At 60.2% G+C, this 18,682-nt stretch carries 20 protein-coding genes; 10 read left to right on the top strand and 10 right to left on the bottom strand.

Annotation, left to right across the window (positions count from 1 at the left end; translation table 11 throughout):
- Positions 1 to 4 precede the first annotated feature (4 nt).
- From hyi to AC0TNJ_RS07435, 3 genes are all read left to right on the top strand, one after another.
- A complete protein-coding gene (hyi, locus tag AC0TNJ_RS07445) occupies positions 5 to 799 on the top strand; it encodes a hydroxypyruvate isomerase (protein ID WP_473768763.1) in 795 nt (264 codons plus the stop codon).
- 22 nt (positions 800 to 821) lie between these two features.
- Entirely contained in the window at positions 822 to 1,706 is an 885-nt protein-coding gene (locus AC0TNJ_RS07440) for a 2-hydroxy-3-oxopropionate reductase (protein ID WP_122000591.1), read from the top strand.
- A 126-nt stretch (positions 1,707 to 1,832) separates the two neighbouring features.
- On the top strand, positions 1,833 to 3,119 hold the full coding sequence (locus tag AC0TNJ_RS07435; protein WP_473770723.1) for a glycerate kinase type-2 family protein: 1,287 nt from the start codon (positions 1,833 to 1,835) through the stop codon (positions 3,117 to 3,119).
- Here the strand turns inward: AC0TNJ_RS07435 and ccoS are convergent.
- The 10 genes from ccoS to AC0TNJ_RS07385 form a co-directional block, all read right to left on the bottom strand.
- Positions 3,085 to 3,258: a cbb3-type cytochrome oxidase assembly protein CcoS gene (ccoS, locus tag AC0TNJ_RS07430; protein ID WP_473770722.1), complete on the bottom strand. Its 174-nt coding sequence runs from the start codon at positions 3,256 to 3,258 to the stop codon at positions 3,085 to 3,087. The two genes, AC0TNJ_RS07435 and ccoS, sit on opposite strands and share 35 nt — an antisense overlap.
- A complete protein-coding gene (locus AC0TNJ_RS07425; RefSeq protein WP_473770721.1) occupies positions 3,255 to 5,513 on the bottom strand; it encodes a cation-translocating P-type ATPase in 2,259 nt (752 codons plus the stop codon). Before AC0TNJ_RS07425 ends, ccoS begins: the two co-directional genes overlap by 4 nt.
- Entirely contained in the window at positions 5,510 to 6,007 is a 498-nt protein-coding gene (locus tag AC0TNJ_RS07420) for a FixH family protein (protein ID WP_122000587.1), read from the bottom strand. The genes AC0TNJ_RS07425 and AC0TNJ_RS07420 overlap by 4 nt, the downstream gene beginning before the upstream one ends.
- The gene (gene ccoG, locus AC0TNJ_RS07415) at positions 6,007 to 7,557 is read right to left on the bottom strand and encodes a cytochrome c oxidase accessory protein CcoG (RefSeq protein WP_473770720.1); all 1,551 of its coding nucleotides are present in this window, start codon (positions 7,555 to 7,557) and stop codon (positions 6,007 to 6,009) included. The genes AC0TNJ_RS07420 and ccoG overlap by 1 nt, the downstream gene beginning before the upstream one ends.
- Before the next feature lie 156 nt (positions 7,558 to 7,713).
- The gene (ccoP, locus tag AC0TNJ_RS07410; RefSeq protein ID WP_122000585.1) at positions 7,714 to 8,577 is read right to left on the bottom strand and encodes a cytochrome-c oxidase, cbb3-type subunit III; all 864 of its coding nucleotides are present in this window, start codon (positions 8,575 to 8,577) and stop codon (positions 7,714 to 7,716) included.
- The gene (locus tag AC0TNJ_RS07405) at positions 8,570 to 8,728 is read right to left on the bottom strand and encodes a cbb3-type cytochrome c oxidase subunit 3 (protein WP_121980627.1); all 159 of its coding nucleotides are present in this window, start codon (positions 8,726 to 8,728) and stop codon (positions 8,570 to 8,572) included. Before AC0TNJ_RS07405 ends, ccoP begins: the two co-directional genes overlap by 8 nt.
- Before the next feature lie 15 nt (positions 8,729 to 8,743).
- Complete coding sequence (ccoO, locus tag AC0TNJ_RS07400) at positions 8,744 to 9,475, bottom strand: cytochrome-c oxidase, cbb3-type subunit II (protein WP_473768755.1); 732 nt, start codon at positions 9,473 to 9,475, stop codon at positions 8,744 to 8,746.
- A gap of 14 nt (positions 9,476 to 9,489) precedes the next feature.
- Positions 9,490 to 11,115: a cytochrome-c oxidase, cbb3-type subunit I gene (ccoN, locus tag AC0TNJ_RS07395; RefSeq protein WP_122000583.1), complete on the bottom strand. Its 1,626-nt coding sequence runs from the start codon at positions 11,113 to 11,115 to the stop codon at positions 9,490 to 9,492.
- A gap of 164 nt (positions 11,116 to 11,279) precedes the next feature.
- Positions 11,280 to 12,641, bottom strand: a complete 1,362-nt coding sequence (locus AC0TNJ_RS07390; protein ID WP_122000582.1) for an ATP-binding protein — start codon at positions 12,639 to 12,641, stop codon at positions 11,280 to 11,282.
- Entirely contained in the window at positions 12,638 to 13,303 is a 666-nt protein-coding gene (locus AC0TNJ_RS07385) for a response regulator (protein ID WP_473770719.1), read from the bottom strand. The genes AC0TNJ_RS07390 and AC0TNJ_RS07385 overlap by 4 nt, the downstream gene beginning before the upstream one ends.
- Positions 13,304 to 13,448: 145 nt before the next feature.
- On the opposite strand from AC0TNJ_RS07385, the gene dsbD reads away from it, so the two are divergent.
- The 7 genes from dsbD to AC0TNJ_RS07350 all read left to right on the top strand — a co-directional run bounded on the left by dsbD (position 13,449) and on the right by AC0TNJ_RS07350 (position 18,531).
- Positions 13,449 to 15,248, top strand: a complete 1,800-nt coding sequence (gene dsbD / locus AC0TNJ_RS07380; RefSeq protein WP_473770718.1) for a protein-disulfide reductase DsbD — start codon at positions 13,449 to 13,451, stop codon at positions 15,246 to 15,248.
- A gap of 82 nt (positions 15,249 to 15,330) precedes the next feature.
- Positions 15,331 to 16,068 (top strand): L,D-transpeptidase, encoded by a 738-nt coding sequence (locus AC0TNJ_RS07375; RefSeq protein WP_473770734.1) that lies wholly within the window; start codon positions 15,331 to 15,333, stop codon positions 16,066 to 16,068.
- Positions 16,065 to 16,679, top strand: coding sequence for a DsbA family protein (locus AC0TNJ_RS07370; RefSeq protein WP_473770717.1), 615 nt, complete (start codon positions 16,065 to 16,067; stop codon positions 16,677 to 16,679). The genes AC0TNJ_RS07375 and AC0TNJ_RS07370 overlap by 4 nt, the downstream gene beginning before the upstream one ends.
- A 114-nt stretch (positions 16,680 to 16,793) precedes the next feature.
- On the top strand, positions 16,794 to 17,144 hold the full coding sequence (locus AC0TNJ_RS07365; RefSeq protein ID WP_473770716.1) for an SH3 domain-containing protein: 351 nt from the start codon (positions 16,794 to 16,796) through the stop codon (positions 17,142 to 17,144).
- A 65-nt stretch (positions 17,145 to 17,209) separates the two neighbouring features.
- The gene (locus AC0TNJ_RS07360; protein ID WP_473770715.1) at positions 17,210 to 17,536 is read left to right on the top strand and encodes an ArsR/SmtB family transcription factor; all 327 of its coding nucleotides are present in this window, start codon (positions 17,210 to 17,212) and stop codon (positions 17,534 to 17,536) included.
- A complete protein-coding gene (locus AC0TNJ_RS07355) occupies positions 17,533 to 17,892 on the top strand; it encodes an SRPBCC family protein (protein ID WP_473768748.1) in 360 nt (119 codons plus the stop codon). Before AC0TNJ_RS07360 ends, AC0TNJ_RS07355 begins: the two co-directional genes overlap by 4 nt.
- Positions 17,893 to 17,931: 39 nt before the next feature.
- Positions 17,932 to 18,531: an ATP-dependent Clp protease proteolytic subunit gene (locus AC0TNJ_RS07350; RefSeq protein WP_112590509.1), complete on the top strand. Its 600-nt coding sequence runs from the start codon at positions 17,932 to 17,934 to the stop codon at positions 18,529 to 18,531.
- The last annotated feature ends 151 nt before the right edge of the window (positions 18,532 to 18,682 follow it).

Genomic DNA, 18,682 nt, shown 5'->3' with positions numbered 1-18,682 from the left:
AGAAATGCCGAGATTTGCAGCCAATCTCACCATGCTTTTCAACGAAGTGCCTTTCATGGACCGCTTTGCGCTGGCCGCAAAGGCCGGGTTCACTGGGGTGGAATATCTCTTCCCCTATGAGTTCAACCGGCATGAGCTGAAGGCAGCACTGACCAAACACAACCTGGCGCAAGTCCTGCACAATCTGCCTGCGGGCAACTGGGCTGGCGGCGAGCGCGGCATTGCGGTTCTGCCGGATCGTATAGACGATTTCCGGCGCGGCGTGGCCGATGCCATCGATTACGCCACGACGCTCAACTGTTCGCAGGTCAACTGTCTTTCCGGCATCGCGCCGCAGGGCGTGGACCCAGATGTGCTGCGCGCCACTTTCGTCAGCAATCTGCGCCTGGCCGCGAAGGAACTGGGCAAGCACGGCATTCGCCTGCTGATCGAGCCGATCAATCACTACGACATTCCCGGCTTCTATCTCAACACGGTGGAGCAGGCGGTTTCGATCATCGATGAAGTGGGCAGCAACAACCTGTTCATCCAGTATGACCTTTACCACCAGCAGCGCACGCGCGGCGAATTGGTCGCCACCTACGAACGCTACAAGCCGCTCATCGCCCATATCCAGCTTGCCGACAATCCGGGCCGCAATGAGCCGGGCACCGGCGAGATCAATTATCCGAACGTGTTCGAAGCGCTGAAAAACGCTGGATACAAGGGCTGGATCGGCTGCGAATACAAGCCGAAGACCACCACCGAGGAAGGTCTGGGCTGGTTCAAGCAGTATGAAGCCGAACGGCTGACTGCATAATTTTGATTAGGGAGTAAACGACATGGCCAAGATAGGCTTCATCGGACTGGGGATCATGGGTACGCCGATGGCGCGTCATTTGCAGGATGCGGGACACCAGATCTTCACCTCACGGTTCAATCCTCCGCCGCGTCAGGAGCTGATCGATAACGGCCTGCAGATTGTGGAAACGCCAAAGGCCGTTGCCGAAGAATGCGACACGATTATTCTCATGCTTCCCGATACGCCGCAGGTGGCCGAAGTCATCTTCGGGGAGGGCGGCGCAATCGGCGGTCTTGGCCAGGGCAAGCTGCTCATCGACATGAGCTCGATTTCGCCCATCGAAACGAAGGAATTTGCAAAGAAAGTCCGCGCCACCGGTGCGGAATATATCGATGCGCCGGTTTCTGGAGGTGAGGTTGGCGCGAAGAACGCAAGCCTTTCCATCATGGCGGGCGGTTCGCAGGAATCGTTCGACCGTGCCCTGCCGCTCCTGAAGCTCATGGGCAAGAACATTACCCTCGTCGGCGATTGCGGCGACGGCCAGACCACCAAGGTTGCAAACCAGATCATCGTCGCACTCAATATTGAGGCGGTTGCCGAAGCGCTGGTTTTTGCTTCCAAGGCGGGCGCTGACCCGGCAAAGGTGCGCGAAGCCCTGATGGGCGGCTTTGCATCGTCGCGCATTCTCGAAGTGCATGGCGAACGCATGATCAAGCGCACTTTCGATCCGGGTTTCCGCATTTCGCTGCACCAGAAGGATTTGAACCTTGCGCTGCAAGGCGCAAAGGCGCTTGGTGTTTCGCTGCCGAACACGGCCACGGCGCAGGAACTGTTCAATTCCTGCGCGGCGCATGGCGATGACGGTCTCGACCATTCGGGTCTGGTGCGTGCACTGGAGAGGATGGCGAACCACGACGTCGCTTGACGTCTCAGGCGAACTCTCTGGAGGGAGAGGGCGGAGCTGGCTGCTTGGAGGAGGTGGCCGGCTCCATTGATTTTATATCTCGGGCGGGGAATAGTGCCGCCGTAACATGCCAGCATCGGGAAACTCATGACTGCCATCACCGATCCCAAGAAGTTTCTGACCAGTCTGTTCGACGCTGCCGTTGCGGCTGCCGATCCTGAGCTGGTGATCCGCGCCAATCTTCCGGCCAAGCCGAAAGGGCGCACGATTGTCATCGGCGCGGGCAAGGGCTCGGCCCAGATGGCGGCGGCTTTCGAGCGGGCGTGGGCCGAAAAATATGACGCTCCATTGGAGGGCGTGGTGGTCACGCGCTATGGCTACGGCGCGCCTTGTGAGCGTATCGAGATCATCGAAGCGGCGCATCCGGTCCCCGATGAAGCGGGGCTTGCCGCCTCCAGGCGGCTGTTCGATGCCGTGTCGAACCTGACCGAAGATGACCTCGTGGTGGCACTCATCTCCGGCGGCGGGTCCGCCCTGTTGCCGTCGCCCCCTGACGGGCTGACGCTGGAGGACGAAATCACCGTCAACAAGGCATTGCTTGCCTCTGGCGCGCCGATTTCGGCAATGAATGCTGTTCGCAAGCACTTGTCCACCATCAAGGGCGGCAGGCTCGCCGCCGCCGCGCATCCGGCAACGGTGTTCTCGCTCGTTGTCTCGGATATTCCGGGCGACAATCCGGCCTTCGTGGCTTCCGGCCCGACCGTGCCGGACTCCACCAGCCGCGACGAGGCTTTGAAAATCATCGAACGCTACCGGCTGGATTTGCCCGAAGCCGTTCTTGCCCATATCAGGAGCGAAGCCGCCCACGCGCCGAAGCCGGACGACAAAGTTTTCGCCCGAAACGAAGTGCGCGTGATTGCATCCGCCGCCGTTTCGCTGGAAGCGGCGGTGAAGGAGGCGGCGCGCCACGGTGTGGAAGCGGTGATCCTGTCGGACGCAATGGAAGGTGAGGCGCGGGAAGTGGCGCATGTCCACGCGGCGATTGCCCGTGAGGTGGCCGACCGCGACCGTCCGTTCAAAAAGCCGGTGGTCATTCTGTCAGGCGGCGAAACCACTGTCACCATTCGTGGGAAAGGCGGCAAGGGCGGACGCAACAGCGAGTTCCTGCTGTCCTTCGCCCTCGATATCGATGGCTATGACAATATCCATGCGCTTGCCGCCGACACGGATGGCATCGATGGTTCGGAAGACAATGCGGGCGCTTTTGCCGATGGTTCCACGGTTTCGCGCTTGCAAAAAGCGGGCGAGGATGGTGCGGCGCGTCTCGCCAACAACGATGCATGGACGGCATTCGACTCTATCGGCGATCTGTTCGTGCCGGGACCGACCGGCACGAATGTTAATGACCTGCGCGCGATTTTGATATCGGGCTAGTTTCGTCATCAAGGAGAATGCGGTTTGCCGCTCCGTCGAGGTCCTCATACTGGCCGTTTTTCAACGACCAGAGAAAGGCGACAAGGCCAAGCAGGCCCAGAAACAGCGCAATGGGGATGAGAAAGATAAGTCCGCTCATTTGTGCGCTTCCTTGATGGCGGCAACAGGCGCGATTGCTTTCTGCGTCTGCTGCTTTTGTTTTGCGGCCCGCAACCGCAATGCGTTGCTGACGACCACGATGGACGACAGCGACATGGAAAGCGCTGCCACCAGCGGGGTGACATAGCCGAAAATCGCTATCGGCACGGCGATTATATTATAGCCGATGGAAAGCGCAAAGTTCTGGCTGATCAACCGGCCCGCTTCCTTCGATACGGCAAAGGCAAGCGGCACTGCCGACAGGCTTTCACGCAGGAAGACGAAATCGGCTGCATTGCGGCCAATGTCGGCAGCGGTGGCAGGCGCCATGGAAACATGGGCGGCAACAAGGGCCGGAGCGTCGTTCAAGCCGTCGCCGACCATCAGCACCTTGCTTCCTTCCGCCGACAGTTTCTGCACCAGTTCCGACTTGTCGGCAGGCAGCACCTCCGCGCGGAAATTGTCGACGCCAAGATAACCTGCAAGCCTCTCGACGGCAGGCAGCCGGTCACCGGAAATGATGCCGAGCTTCAATCCGTTTCGCTTCAGTGTGGCGATGGCGCCCGCAGCGTCTTCACGCGGCTGATCCTCAAAACGGAAGGTCTGGACCAGCTTGCCATCAATGGAAAGACAGGTTTCAGGGCCGTCGGCATGAGGCAGGGCGGCGCTCTTGTCCGCCCAGTCGCGCTTGCCAAGCCGATAGACGGCACCGTTCAGCTCCGCTTCGATACCGGCACCCGGCACTTCCTCGATACGGGTAAAGGCCGTCATCGGCTTTGCGCCGGAGAATAGCGCCAGCGCCCGCGACAGCGGATGGCGCGAATAAAGCGACAGTTCGGCGGCGATTTCCAGATTGTTGGGATCGATGGCGTCGGCATTGATCAGCCGAGGCTGACCGAGGGTCAATGTGCCGGTCTTGTCGAAAATGGCGGTGTCGACTTCGGCCATCCGCTCCATGGCGGAGCCGTCCTTGATCATGATGCCGTTTTCGAACAGGCGGCGCGCCGCGACCACCTGAACGATCGGCACTGCAAGGGCGAGCGCACAGGGACAGGTGATGATGAGGGTGCAGATCGCGATATAGATCGAGCGATACCAGTCGCCGCCGGTGTAGAACATCCAGCCGACAAAGGCCGCGAAAGCGATGCTATGGACCATCGGCACGTAAAGCTCGGAAGCGCGGTCGGCAAGGCGACGGTAGTAGGCGCGCCCGCCTTCCGCGACATCCATCAGCCGCACCATTTCAGCCAGGAAGGAATCCTTGGCTTCCGCCGTCGCGCGAATGACGAGCGGCGTGGAAAGATTGAGCGTGCCGGCGCGGATATCCGAGCCGGGGCCGACAGGCACCGCATCGCTTTCACCCGATGCAATGGCGCAATCGAGTTCCGAACGGCCTTCCTCCACCTTGGCATCGACCGGAACCCGCTCGCCTGCTGCAAGGATGATGCGCATTCCGGGGCGGATTTCGTTGACCGGCAGGTAATTGCGTTCGTCATTTTCGCCGATCACCACCGCGCCGCGAGAACCCAGTTGCGCCAGACCGCGCACGGCGGAACGGGCACGGGCGCGCATCATATAGTCGAGCGTGCGGCCGATCAGCAGGAAGAACAGCAATGTCACCGACGCATCGAAATAGGCGTGCTGGCCGTGATGCAGGGTTTCATAAACGCTCATGCCGAAGGCAAGCGTGATGGCGAGCGCAATCGGCACATCCATGTTGACGCGTCCCGCGCGCAGCGCATTCCATGCGGAAACATAGAAAATGCGGCCCGAATAGATCAGCGTCGGCAGGGCGATAAGGCCGGAAATCCAGTGGAACATGTCGCGGGTCGCGGCATCCGCGCCCGACCAGACCGCAACGGACAGCAGCATCACATTGCTGGAAGCGAAGGCCGCGACGCCAAGCGCGATCAGAAGTCGCGTGAAGGTCGGGTCTTTCTCCTGCGCCATGTCGAAAATATGCGCCTCGTAACCGAGCCTGCGCAATGGGTCGACGACATTGGGCGGCGTCTCGCCGTCCTTCCAGCGCACGGTCACGCGGCGCGCCGTCAGGTTGACGCGAACATAGGCAACGCCCGAAATCTTCCCGAGCGTCTCCTCGATATTCTTGATGCACAGGCCGCAGTGAACGCCGGGAACCGACAGGTCGAGCTGGCGCAGGCCATCGCCGAGCGCACGGCTTGCGACCTGCATTTCATCTGTCGAAACGGCCTGAACGACGGTCGCTATCTGTGCATTCTCGACGCAGCAGCTCATAGTATCCTCCCATCCTTCACCAGAACGCGGATGATATGGCGATAAGGGTCTTCAAGACCGGCATCGGCATTCACTTCCATGATCCATGCGCCTTCGCCAAGTTCCAGCGGCGCGGTCAGCACGCCGGGTTCGCGAACGGTGAGCGTGACCTTGGTGTCGTGCTCATCACCGACCGGGCGCTTGAATTCCACGGTGCCGCCGGTCATGGCGACCGCCTTGCCGTCGCGGTCGGCCAGCTGCCAGGCAAAGACGCCGTTTTCAAAAGAAGGCTTCGACTGCCAGTTCAGCGCGGCCTGTTCCTTACCAGTCTCAGCCTTGTCGTTGAATTCCTGGCTGGCGACATAGGTGTTCTGCACGACCAGCCCGCTCCAGCTATGGATCGCGTTATAGGCCATGGTCAGGTTGACCGCGATAATGACACCGAAGAAGGCAACCATAATGCCCAGCATGTGCCAGCCGGTGAACGTGCCTGCGGTTTTCGACTTGATCGACATTATCTGCCCTCCGGTGCCATGAAAGTTGCCTTGTAGCGTGCATGTTCCGCGCCGTCCGCGTCACGCACTTCGATTTCATAGTCGTGGCGATGTTCGGTAATCGCATCATGCGGCAGGGTGACGAACACGCGCAATGTCTTCAGACGGTCCGGCTCCACCGGAATATCGTAATTGCCGCCCGCATCTGCGGTTTCATCCTGAACGGTCAGCGTTGCCCCCGGCAGTCCTTCTATGGAAAGGCGGAAGGTGCGCGGCGTCGGGATCATGTTGAGCAGCTTGACTGTATAACCATTGCGGATCGATCCGTCCGACAGAAGCACATATTGCGGATTGCGGTCATGCAGCACGTTGATGCCGATACGCTGGCGCGTCGACAGCGAGATGACGAGCGTCAGGCCGATCAGCGCCCATATGGCGAAATAGAACATGCTGCGCGGGCGCAGCACCTTCTTCCACGACAGGCTCTGCACCTTGTCAGAAAAGCTGTTCGGCGCCTTGTAGACCCGGGCGGGATCGATAGAAGCCGTGCCGTTATTGGTCGCGAGCGCCATGTTTGCATTGTAATCGGCAAGCGTCGCATAGGAAATGAGGCCGCGCGGCTTGTCGATCTTGTCCATCACCGAATTGCAGGCGTCGATACACAGCGCGCAGGTGATGCACTCAAGCTGCTGGCCGTCGCGAATGTCGATGCCCATCGGGCAGGCGGCGACACAGGCATTGCAATCCACGCAATCGCCCACGGTTTCGCCCGCCGCAATCGCCTTCTTGGAGTGACGCGAACGCGGCTCGCCGCGCCAGTCATTATAGGTGACGGTGAGCGAATTTTCATCCAGCATCGCGGCCTGAATGCGCGGCCACGGGCACATATAGGTGCAGACCTGCTCGCGCATCAGCCCGCCGAAAACATAGGTGGTGGCGGTGAGGATGGCGACGGTGAAATAGGCGACGGGCGCCGCCTTTCCGGTCACAAAATCCATGAGCAGCTGCGGCGCGTCGGCAAAATAGAAAATCCATGCACCGCCCGTCAGCACGCCGATCAGCAGCCAGACGGAATGTTTCGTCACGCGCTTCCAGAGCTTGTCGAAGGTCCATGGCGCCTTGTCGAGCTTCATGCGGGCGTTGCGGTCGCCTTCGATGGCGCGCTCGACGACGAGATAAAGATCGACCCAGACGGTTTGCGGGCAGGTATAGCCGCACCAGGCGCGGCCCGCGACGGAGGTCACGAGAAACAGGCCGAGGCCCGCCATGATGAGCAGGCCCGCGACGTAGTAGAATTCCTGCGGCCAGATTTCGATGAAGAAGAAATAGAAGCGGCGGTTGGCGAGATCGATCAGCACTGCCTGATCGGGCGCATAGGGACCGCGATCCCAGCGCAGCCAGGGCGTCAGATAGTAGATGCCGAGCGTAATGAGCATGACAATCCACTTGAAGCGCCGGAACTCGCCCTGCACGCGCTTCGGAAACACTTTCACCCGCGCCGCATAAAGCGATTGGCGGGTCTTGGGGGAATTGACTGCCTGAACGTCAATGCGTTCGACATCGTCTGACATTTTTCGCTCCTGCCGCACTGGGCCCTGGGCAAGCTCAGAGGCTAAAGGGGAGTAGGGGAATATGGGAGTAAGGGAGTATGAGAAGGGGAGTGTCGTTTCGGACGTTCACAACCAAAACATACTCCCCTATTCCCCTACTGCCTTACTCCCTTTTCTTCATTCACCTCCGCCCAACGAATGGACGAAGATGGCAAGCTGCTTGACGGTAGCATCGCCAAGGCGCGTCTCCCATGCGGGCATGACGCCATGCTTGGGATGCGAGACCTGACGCGCGATGGCGTCCTCGCCGGAACCATAGAACCAGATGGCATCGGTGAGGTCCGGTGCGCCGAACTCACGCAGTCCCTTGGCGTCCGCGCCATGGCAGACAGCGCAGTTTTCAGTGAAAACCTTCTTGCCTTCCGGCACCATGTCGGGATTGTGCGGCGTGCCCGACAGGCTCACCACATAGGCGGCGACATCGCGGATCTGCTGCGGTTCCAGCACGTCGGCAAAAGCCGGCATTTCGGAAACGCGGGTGTCGGCATCGTCCTTCGAACGCACGCCATGACGGATGGTCGTCACGATGTCGTCGATGGAACCGCCCCACAGCCAGTCGTCGTCGTTGAGGTTCGGATAGCCGGGCGCACCTTGCGCGCCGGAGCCATGACATTGCACGCAATTGACGCGGAAGGCAGCAGCGCCACCGGCAATCGCATATTGGCGCAGGTTTTCATCCGCCAGAATCTCGTGCACGTCCTTGGCCTTGATCTGGTCGATGATGCCCTGCTTTTCTGCTGCAACCTGCTGCATTTCCTGATGCAGCGCACCACGGCTCGACCAGCCGAGCATGCCGCCGGTTGAACTGGAAATCAGCGGCCAGGCCGGATAGGCGATCACATAGGCAAGCGCCCAGAAGATGGTCGCGTAGAATGTCCACAGCCACCAGCGGGGCATTGGATTGTCGAGTTCCTTGATGCCGTCCCATTCGTGGCCGGTGGTCGCGACGCCGGTTACTTCGTCGATTTGCTTGTCAGTCATTTGCGTCATCCTTGAAAGGAATGTCCTTCGCGTGGTCGGCTAGCTGCTTGCTGCCTGGCCGGAAGGCGTAGAGAACGACGAAGAGAAAAAAGAGCGCCATGCCGAGCAGACCCCAGCTATCGGCGAAAGTGCGCATGGTATTGTAATCCATCGCTAAATCTCCGCTTTATCTCGCTTTGGGGGACTGGTCGTAGGTCGAGAAATCGACCAGCGTGCCGAGCATCTGGAGATAGGCGATGAGTGCGTCCATCTCCGAGATCATCTGCGGGTTGCCGTCGAAATCACCGACCTTGGCCTTGGGATAGCGTGCCTCGACGCCGGACGTGTCGGCATCCGGCGTGGCCTGTGCCTTCAGATCGTCAAGCGCGTTGTCGATCATTTCCTGGCTGTAGGGCACGCCAACCGCCACATTGGCCTTCAGATTGGCCGCAATGTTGGAAGCCTCCAGCGGACGGTCCTTCAGGAAGGCATAGCTTGGCATGACCGATTCCGGCACCACGTCGCGCGGGCGGACGAGATGCTGCACGTGCCACTCGTTCGAATAGCGGCCGCCGACGCGCGCGAGGTCAGGCCCCGTGCGCTTGGAGCCCCACTGGAACGAATGGTCGTACATGGATTCCGCCGCAAGGCTGTAATGGCCATAGCGCTCGACCTCGTCACGGAAAGGACGGATCATCTGGCTGTGGCAGAGATAGCAGCCTTCACGCACATAGACGTCGCGGCCCGCCAGTTCCAGCGGTGAATAGGGGCGCATGCCCTCCACCTTCTCGATGGTGTTTTCGAGATAGAAGAGCGGTGCGATTTCAACGATGCCACCGACCGTGACCACGGCGAGCGATGCGATCAGCAGCAGCGTTGCATTTTTCTCCAGCTTGGAGTGGTTCTTTAGTATCGACATAAATCACACGCTCCTTATTCGGCAGGCTGCATGACCGCACCGGCAACAGTCCGGGTGCCGCCCATCGGCGCTTCGTTGCGCAGATTGCCGCGAATGGTCTGATAGACGTTCCATGCCATCACGAGGCCACCGGCGAGGTAGAGCACGCCGCCAAGCGTACGGATGACGTAGTAGGGGAACATGGCGAGCACGGTTTCCGCGAAGGAATAGACGAGGAAGCCCTGATCGTCGTATTCGCGCCACATCAGGCCCTGCTGGATACCGGCAACCCACATGGCCGCCGCATAGAGGACGATGCCGAGCGTCGCCAGCCAGAAGTGCCAGTTGACCATGCGGATCGAATAGAGCCGCTGACGGTTCCACAGCTTCGGCGCCAGATAGTATACGGCGGCGAACGAAATCATGCCGTTCCAGCCGAGCGCGCCCGCATGAACATGACCGATGGTCCAGTCCGTATAGTGCGACAGCGAGTTGACGGCCTTGATCGACAGCATCGGGCCTTCAAAGGTCGCCATGCCGTAGAAGGCGATGGCCGCGACCATCAGGCGGATGATCGGATCGGTGCGGACCTTGTCCCATGCGCCCGAAAGCGTCATCAGGCCGTTGATCATGCCACCCCAGGACGGCATCCACAGCATGATGGAGAAGACCATGCCGAGCGTCTGCGCCCAATCGGGAACAGCGGTGTAGTGCAGATGGTGCGGGCCAGCCCAGATATAGAGGAAGATGATCGACCAGAAGTGCACGATGGACAGGCGGTAGGAATAGACCGGACGCTCTGCCTGCTTCGGCACGAAATAATACATCATGGCCAGGAAGGGCACCGTCAGGAAGAAGGCGACGGCGTTGTGGCCATACCACCACTGGGTCACTGCATCCTGCACGCCTGCAAAGGCGGAATAGCTCTTCACGCCGAGGAACGAGACCGGAATCGCCAGGTTGTTGACGATGTGCAGCATGGCGATGGTGATGATGAAGGACAGGTAGAACCAGTTCGCCACATAGATATGCGGCTCCTTGCGCTTCAGGATCGTGCCGAGGAAGACGACCAGATAGGCGACCCAGACGATGGTGAGCCAGATGTCGACATACCATTCTGGTTCCGCATATTCACGGCTCTGCGTGATGCCGAGCAGGTAGCCGGTCGCGGCCATCACGATGAAGAGCTGATAGCCCCAGAACACGAACCATGCGAGGTCGCCGCCGATGAGGCGGGCGCGGCAGGTACGCTGCACGACATAGAAGGACGATGCGATCAGCGCATTGCCGCCGAAGGCGAAGATCACCGCAGAAGTGTGCAGCGGACGCAGACGGCCGAAGTTCAGATAGGGTTCCAGATTGAGATCGGGAAAGGCGAGCTGCGCGGCGATAACCACACCGACCAGAAAACCGGCCACACCCCAGAAAACCGTTGCGATGACACCATAGCGGATCGGGCCGTCCATATAGGTGGACTGGTCGACCTTTTTGGGCGTCAGGCCGTAATTGGCATTCCGCATCAGAAGAATGGTGAAGATGGCCAGTGTAGCGAACAGAATCCACATATGGTTTCTGAACAGCTCATCATGGGAAAATCCGGCCAGAAGCACGGCAAAAAGTGCTCCCAGACCGGAAAGGACTGTTCCAGCGGCGTAGTTCATGAAATCCCCTCGCAGCGCATGACAAGAGCTGCCTCGGATGAGACAGCAATAGCGATAGGTTTCCTATCTGCGCCCGGGAGGCGGGTGTCATTGATCTAAATCAAAGAGCGGCGGAAAGAATTGTGGCAGCGCCGAAGGCGGTCGTGTTTCCGCCTTCCGGCAGATCAGCCGATCGGTATGCCGGGAACGACGAATTCCGCCCGAAGACCGCCCTCGGGGCGGTTTTGCAGCTGAAATTCGCCGCTCATCCGCTCAACTGCCATCTTCACGATGGCGAGGCCAAGGCCGCTGCCGGTCTCGTTGCGGTGCGTGCCGCGGAAGAAGCGCTCGGTCACATGCGGCATTTCGCCTTCGGGAATGCCAGGGCCGCCATCCTCCACGACAAGCCGCAGCTTTCCGTTTTCCGTCTCGATGCGGCAATGCACGGTTCCGTCCTTCGGCGAGTGATTGACTGCATTTTCAATCAGGTTGCGCGCCGCAAGCGTGAAGAGATGCGGGGAGGGCAGTTGCACCAGAGGCATGTTTTGCGGCAGTTCGATGGAAACGCCGCGCTGCGCCGCGAGCATCCGCATGTCGGTGGAAACCGCGACCAGAAGCTGGCACGCCGGTTCATATGCGGATGTTTCCAATTCCTCGCCGGTTTCGAGTGCCGCCAGATCGAGCAACTGGTTGACAAGGCGGCTGGTGCGGTCGACGCCCGCCGCGATCTGGCGCACCGCATTGGCGCGCATGGTGTCATCCTTTGCGCTTTCGGCAATCTGCGCCTGTGTCTTGAGCCCGGCAAGCGGCGTCTTCAACTCATGCGCGGCGAAGATCGCAAAGTTGCGCTCGCGCTCGCGCGCTTCTTCAACGCGATGGAAAAGCCCGTTCAGCGCCGTGACGGCGGGCGCAATTTCGCTTGGCAAATTCTGTTCGGGAAGCGGCCGCAAATCCTCCGCCCGCCGCTTGGAAAGCACCGACGCAAGGCGGCTCAGCGGATTGAGGCCGCGCCGCACGCACAGCCAGATCATGAGCGCCAGAACGGGCAGCATCAAGAGGGCGGGCAGGACAAGGCCGGTCACGACATTCCGCACCAGCCTTTCGCGAACGCTCAGGCTGTCGCCCACCATGACGCGCAGGCCAAGCTGGGTATTTTCCACCGCGAATACCCGCCAGCGGTCGCCCGCAACTTCGGTATTGGAAAAGCCGTTCGCCACATTGGTAAGCCGCACGCCGGGCGCGCTTTCGGAGCGGCCCACCAGCTTGCCGTCGAGCGCCCATATCTGGCAGAACAGCTGCCGGTCATAGAGCGGAAAATCCGGCATCGGCTTCAGCGAGAGCTGCCCGCCATCGCCTTCCGGCCCCACCTCCACCCGATGCTCGGTCAGAAGCGAATTGACCATGCGCGCGGCCTCCATCAGGCGTGCATCGAGCACTTTTTCAAGCTGCGACTGGGTGCTGATATGAATCCACACCACCGCGAAAAGCCAGACAAGGCATGTCACGCCGATCAGTATGCCGGTCAGGCGGCTGCGAATGGAATTCATGCGTTTTTCCCTGCCAGACGGTAGCCGACCCCGCGCACCGTTTCGATGAAATCAGAACCGAGTTTCGAGCGCAGATGGTGGATATGCACTTCCACCGCATTGCTTTCCACTTCCTCCTGCCAGCCATAAAGCGCCTCTTCCAGCGAGGATTTGGAGAAGGTGGCAGCGGGTCGCTCCATCAAGGCGCGCAGGATCGAGAATTCGCGCCGGGTCAGCCGGACGGGTTCGCCATGGAAACGCACCGACATTTCCGCCGGGTCGAGCTCGACGCCGCGCCACTCAAGCAGGGCATTGGCGCGTCCGGCGCCCCGGCGCGCAACTGCGCGCACGCGGGCCGCAAGCTCGTGCAGATCGAAGGGCTTGCCGACATAATCGTCCGCACCGGCATCAAGGCCCGCAATGCGCTCGGGCACCTGGTCGCGCGCGGTCAGCAGCAGAACCGGCGTCTCGTCGCGGGCGCGCCGCATGGATTTCAGAATATCGAGGCCGGAACCATCGGGCAGCATCAGGTCGAGCACCACGGCATTGTAATTCTGCGCGGCAAGCGCTGCTTCCGCATCGCCGCAACTGGAAACGGCATCCACGGTGAACCCGGCAAGCCCCAGCCCGACGGTCAGTCCGTCGAGAAGGATTATGTCGTCTTCCACCACGAGTATGCGCATGAAATCCCGTTTCCGCCTTTATTGATGTTTAACCCGGCACGGGCTTTTCCCCGCGTCACCTTAAGGCTGCCTTAAGGTGACGGGCACATTCGGCTCTTGCAACATGATAAATTTGTCCCGAATCGAATTTGTGCGGAAAATCATAATGCGTTTCCTTGCGAGCCTTGCCGGCTTCTTCATCAGTTTGTTTCTCGCGCTTGGCCCGGCATTGGCCGCGAACCCCCTGCCGGTCGATCAGGCTTTCCGCCTGAGCGTAACGAAGGATACGGATGGCCGTCTTGTGCTCAACTGGCAGATTGCAAACGGTTATTATCTTTATCGCGACCACATAGAGGCGAAGGACGGGCAGGGAAACGCGCTTGCCGTCGACACGCAACCCGGCCTGCCGAAAGACGACCCGAATTTCGGGCGGCTTGAAGTCTATTACACCCACGCCACAGCAAGCGTGAAGGCGGATGGCAAGCCGCTGGAACTGACCTATCAGGGCTGTCAGGAAGACGGCATCTGCTACCGTCCGGAAACGAGGACCATCGATCCGGTCACGCTCGCAATATCGAGCGAAATGGGGCAGAAGGCCAAGGCGTTGACGCAGGCATCGGTATTTGCTCCGGCTGCATCGCAACCAACCCCGCAAGACATGGCCTTCGCCCTTGCACCCGAAAAGGGCATGGTCGAGGGGCTGCTTGACCGGGGCGGCACCGGGCTGGTGATCGCCGCATTTCTGGCTTTCGGCGTGCTGCTTGCCTTCACCCCTTGCGTTTTTCCCATCTATCCCATCCTGGCCGGAACGCTGGCGCGGGAAGGGGAGAAACTGACGGCAAAGCGCGGCTTCGTGCTTTCGTCCGTCTATGTCGTCAGCCTGGCGCTGGGCTTCGCCGTGGTCGGCGCAATCGCAGGCTGGTCGGGGCAGAATCTGCAAATGGTGCTGCAATCGAAATGGACTGCCCTTGCCCTCGCCGGAATCTTCACGCTTCTGGCGTTGTCCATGTTCGGCCTGTTCCAGATCCAGCTTCCCAATTCATGGGTCAGCGCGATTTCGTCGCGGACCGGCCAGCGCACGGGTTCAAAACGCTCGGCAGCGATTCTCGGCTTCTCGTCGGTGCTGATTGTCGGCCCTTGCGTGACGGCGCCGCTCGCAGGGGCGCTGCTCTATATCGCGCAGACCGCCAATGTCGCGCTCGGCGCTTCCGCCCTCTTTGCGCTTGGCATCGGCAAGGGACTGCCGCTCATTGCTTTCGCAACGCTCGGCGCAGGCACGCTTCCACGCGCAGGCGCATGGATGGAAACGGTGAAGCAGGTTTTCGGCTTCGGTTTTCTCGCCACCGCAATCTTCATGGCCGCGCCGCTGTTGCCGCCCGGCGTGGACATGGTGCTGTGGGCGCTTCTGCTTTTCGGGGCTGCAAGTTTCGCATTCCTCAAAATTCCGGGGCGCAGCGTTGTCGCCCGCACCATCGGCACGGCAGCTTTCGTTTACGGTGTCATTTTGATGCTTGGCGTGGCTTCTGGTGGAAAAGACCCGTTGCAACCGCTGGCCGCATTCGGTAACCGTGGCGGCAATCAGAATCTGGCCGCGCTGCAATTTGCGCCGGTCGAGACTGTTTCTTCCCTTCAGGAGAAACTTGGCAAAGCGCGCGGCGACAAGCCGACGCTTGTCTATTTCACGGCGGATTGGTGCGTGAGCTGTTCCACCGTGGAGCGCCGGGTTTTGCCCGATGCTGACGTGAAGAAGGCGCTGGAAGGCTATCAGCTGGTCAAGGCAGATATTTCTGAATTGACCCAAGGCAATGCCGACCTGATGGCAAAGCTTGGTGTAGCCGGTCCGCCGACGATGATCTTCTTCGATCGCATCAGCAAGGAAGCGGAAGGGACCAGATTGGTGGGCGATGTCACGGCCGCCTCTATCGAACGTTCGGTCGGCCTTGTGAGCGCGGGCCGGAAGCAATGATCACTGTATTGAAACTGGCCTGGGGGCTTTGAAATTGACTGTATCTGATGAAAAGCGGGGTGCCCGGGCATCCCTGGTGCGGATCGCGCTTGTGGCCTGCTTGCCATTTGTTGCCGCGGCATGCACGACCGCGTCGGCGGACCGGCCCATTGCCGTCACCATGCCGCAGCCGGCGGCCGTCGCGCCCGAACCTGTCGCAGCCGAGCCGGTGAGCCAGCCTGCACCGGAAGTGCAAACGGCAAGAAGCGAGTATGCCTCCATGTATGGCGCGGTGAACGACCGCGGCAATCTCATCCCGGCGCTCGATGTCAACAAGATCTCGGAGCGCAATCTGCGCCGCGAAGTCGACTATGTCACGAATGAACCTGTCGGCACCATCGTCGTTGATCCCTATGCGCGCTATCTCTACCTCGTGCAGCCGGGCGGCAAGGCGATCCGTTATTCGGTGGGCGTTGGCCGCGCGGGCCTGACTTTCTCGGGCGATGCCAAGGTCGCCTACAAGGCGCAGTGGCCGCGCTGGACGCCGACCGCCAACATGATCAAGCGCAATCCGGAGCATTACGCAAAATACGCGAAGGGCCTTGAGGGCGGCATCCGCAACCCGCTCGGTGCCCGCGCGCTTTATCTCTATCGCGATGGCAAGGACACGCTTTACCGCATCCACGGCACCAACGAGCCCTGGTCTGTGGGCAAGGCCGCATCGTCCGGCTGCATCCGCCTCTATAATCAGGACATCCTCGATCTCTACAAGCGCGCCAATTCCGGTGCGCGTGTCGTCGTGTTGGATAAATCCCAATCGGGCAAAGGAGCAAGCTCATGATGAACCGTCGTCAGATACTGGCCGCAACGGCGGCAGGTGCCGCAACGATTGCCATTTCGGGCGGCGAAAGCCTCGCACAGCGCGTGCCGACGGTTGCGGAAGTACTCTACGACAAGGAAATCCCGGTTCTGGGCAACCCGAACGGCAATGTCACCATCGTGGAATATTTCGACTACCAATGCCCCTACTGCAAGAAGGGGCATGGCGAGTTGATGCGCGTGGTCAAGAATGACGGCAATGTCCGCCTCGTCATGAAGGACTGGATCATCTTCGGCGACACCTCGGCCTATGCCGCGCGTCTGGTTCTGGCTGCGGAAAAGTCCGGCAACTATGTGAAGGCCATGGAAGCGCTGATGGCAACGCCAGGCCGCCTTACGCCGGAACAGGTGGACGTGGCGCTGAAGAAGGGTGGGCTTGATCCGGTAAAGCTGAACGCTGCCTATAAGGCCGATTCCAAGCGCATCAATGCCATTCTTGAGCGCAATATGGATCAGGGCGAAGCCTTCAATTTTGGCGGCACGCCATCCTTCGTCATCGGCACCAAGCTTTATGGCGGTGTCATGAAGGAGCCGGAACTGCTCGAAGCGATCAAGGAAGCGCGGAAGTCCTGAACTCGGATGATTGACGAAAGGGCGGAGTAAAATTCCGCCCTTTTTGATTCAGGCTCCAAGCGAAGGCGCTGGCGGCAATATCTTCACCAGTTGTTGGCAACGGAAGTGCAATCGATGTTCGAAAAGCCTGTTTCCAAACGTCTGCTGGAAGATCACGTTGCACCGTACAGTGATCCCATTGCCTTTAGCCAGGGGCAGGCTGTATCCCTGACCGGGAAAGCTGAAATCTGGGACGGCTACCGATGGCTATGGGCTGTCGGACCCGATGGCCGTGCGGGATGGATTCCCGATGATTGCATCACCTTCGTAGATGGCCGGGCCGTCACCCTGCGCGATTATTCCGCCATGGAACTGACCTGCAATAAAGGTGCTACGCTCTTTGTTATCGAGGAAACGCATGGATGGGCATGGTGCCGCGCGCCCAATGGGGTCTGCGGCTGGGTGCCGTTGAACAAGCTTGCCTGACTTTTCTCGCGAGCCGACAACAGATTTCGCTTGCGAATCGCATAAGTGTACGCTTATGTGTTCGTATGAATGAGAGCGATATATTCAATGACATATTCCGGGCGCTTGCCGACCCGACCCGCCGGATGATCTTCGAGAAGCTGGCAGCGGGCAGCATGAATGCAAGCGCGCTGCGGGAAGGCATGACAATCAGCCAGCCTGCCATGTCGCAGCATCTGGCGGTGTTGCGCGGCGCGGGACTGGTGCGCGAGGAACGCGAAGGGCGCTTCGTCAATTATGAAGTCGATCCGAACGGGCTCTCCCTCATCGCCAACTGGCTTGCGAAATACCGCGCCTACTGGCCGGAACGTATCGACGCTCTCAAAACCTTGCTGAAGGATATGGACCAATGACCGACCGGCAGGAAGAACACCGCGAAAATGGCATCGAGCTGGAATATGAGCTGGATGCCGCGCCGCAGAAAGTCTGGCGCGCGATCAGCATTCCGGAGTTTCGCGAAAACTGGCTCCCATCCGAGGCATTGGCCGATCCCGAACCTGCTTCCTGCAAGCCCGGCGAGGAGATCAGCTACCGGATGCGGGAAAGCCAGCCGCCCTTTCTGGAAAGCATGGTCACGTTCCGCATCGTGCCGGGCATTGCCGGTGGCACCTGCCTGCGCGTCATCCATGAATTGAACGATGCGCGGGTGAAACATGCCGCACCGGTTGCCGCCAACAGCAACCGGATGCCGGTCATGCGCGCCGCCTGAAGCACCCACATCCTGATTTTGGAAGAGAGGAGTTCGCCCATGCGCGAAACGATGCAACTCGTCCCTATGGTCGTCGAACAGTCGAGCCGCGGCGAAAGGTCGTTCGATATCTATTCGCGCCTGCTGCGCGAGCGGATCATCTTTCTCAACGGCGAAGTGAACGACACCGTATCCGCGCTGATCTGCGCGCAATTGCTGTTTCTGGAAGCGGAAAATTCCAAGCAGCCGATCAATCTCTATATCAATTCGCCGGGCGGCGTCGTGACCAGCGGCCTCGCCATCTATGACACGATGCGCTATGTCCGCGCGCCGGTGCACACGCTATGCATGGGGACGGCGCGTTCCATGGGGTCCTTTCTGCTGATGGCGGGCGAGCCCGGCCATCGCGCCGCCCTTCCCAATGCCAACCTGCTGGTACACCAGCCCTCCGGCGGCTTTCAGGGGCAGGCATCGGACATTTTCATCCATGCCGAGGAAGCCCAGCGAACCAAGCGGCTGATGACGCGGCTTTATGCAGAACATTGCGGGCGCACCTATGAAGAGGTGGAACGCGCGCTTGACCGCGATAATTTCATGACCGCCGAGCAAGGGCTCGAATGGGGATTGATCGACCGCATTCTTGAGCACCGATCTGAGTGAACCGGACCGGTGCTCAAGCGGAGCCTGTCCGGAAACCGCTTTGCACTTTTCGGGATACGCCTTGGAACGGCGAGAAGTTGCTGCGGCCTGAAAAAGCGACGGCCTTCTGTCGTCGGCTGCCGTTGTATATGTCCGTCGGGGACAGTATCAA

The organism is Ochrobactrum sp. PL_is483 (genome assembly GCF_055816855.1).
Note: the sequence above shows the minus strand (reverse complement) of the source record. Positions and strands in the feature narration are given on the sequence as shown.

Bases quoted from the DNA above. Each gene is read 5' to 3' on its own strand.
- hyi (WP_473768763.1), top strand. From the start codon at position 5: ATGCCGAGATTTGCAGCCAATCTCACCATGCTTTTCAACGAAGTGCCT.
- AC0TNJ_RS07440 (WP_122000591.1), top strand. From the start codon at position 822: ATGGCCAAGATAGGCTTCATCGGACTGGGGATCATGGGTACGCCGATG.
- AC0TNJ_RS07435 (WP_473770723.1), top strand. From the start codon at position 1,833: ATGACTGCCATCACCGATCCCAAGAAGTTTCTGACCAGTCTGTTCGAC.
- ccoS (WP_473770722.1), bottom strand. From the start codon at position 3,258: ATGAGCGGACTTATCTTTCTCATCCCCATTGCGCTGTTTCTGGGCCTG.
- AC0TNJ_RS07425 (WP_473770721.1), bottom strand. From the start codon at position 5,513: ATGAGCTGCTGCGTCGAGAATGCACAGATAGCGACCGTCGTTCAGGCC.
- AC0TNJ_RS07420 (WP_122000587.1), bottom strand. From the start codon at position 6,007: ATGTCGATCAAGTCGAAAACCGCAGGCACGTTCACCGGCTGGCACATG.
- ccoG (WP_473770720.1), bottom strand. From the start codon at position 7,557: ATGTCAGACGATGTCGAACGCATTGACGTTCAGGCAGTCAATTCCCCC.
- ccoP (WP_122000585.1), bottom strand. From the start codon at position 8,577: ATGACTGACAAGCAAATCGACGAAGTAACCGGCGTCGCGACCACCGGC.
- AC0TNJ_RS07405 (WP_121980627.1), bottom strand. From the start codon at position 8,728: ATGGATTACAATACCATGCGCACTTTCGCCGATAGCTGGGGTCTGCTC.
- ccoO (WP_473768755.1), bottom strand. From the start codon at position 9,475: ATGTCGATACTAAAGAACCACTCCAAGCTGGAGAAAAATGCAACGCTG.
- ccoN (WP_122000583.1), bottom strand. From the start codon at position 11,115: ATGAACTACGCCGCTGGAACAGTCCTTTCCGGTCTGGGAGCACTTTTT.
- AC0TNJ_RS07390 (WP_122000582.1), bottom strand. From the start codon at position 12,641: ATGAATTCCATTCGCAGCCGCCTGACCGGCATACTGATCGGCGTGACA.
- AC0TNJ_RS07385 (WP_473770719.1), bottom strand. From the start codon at position 13,303: ATGCGCATACTCGTGGTGGAAGACGACATAATCCTTCTCGACGGACTG.
- dsbD (WP_473770718.1), top strand. From the start codon at position 13,449: ATGCGTTTCCTTGCGAGCCTTGCCGGCTTCTTCATCAGTTTGTTTCTC.
- AC0TNJ_RS07370 (WP_473770717.1), top strand. From the start codon at position 16,065: ATGATGAACCGTCGTCAGATACTGGCCGCAACGGCGGCAGGTGCCGCA.
- AC0TNJ_RS07365 (WP_473770716.1), top strand. From the start codon at position 16,794: ATGTTCGAAAAGCCTGTTTCCAAACGTCTGCTGGAAGATCACGTTGCA.
- AC0TNJ_RS07360 (WP_473770715.1), top strand. From the start codon at position 17,210: ATGAATGAGAGCGATATATTCAATGACATATTCCGGGCGCTTGCCGAC.
- AC0TNJ_RS07355 (WP_473768748.1), top strand. From the start codon at position 17,533: ATGACCGACCGGCAGGAAGAACACCGCGAAAATGGCATCGAGCTGGAA.
- AC0TNJ_RS07350 (WP_112590509.1), top strand. From the start codon at position 17,932: ATGCGCGAAACGATGCAACTCGTCCCTATGGTCGTCGAACAGTCGAGC.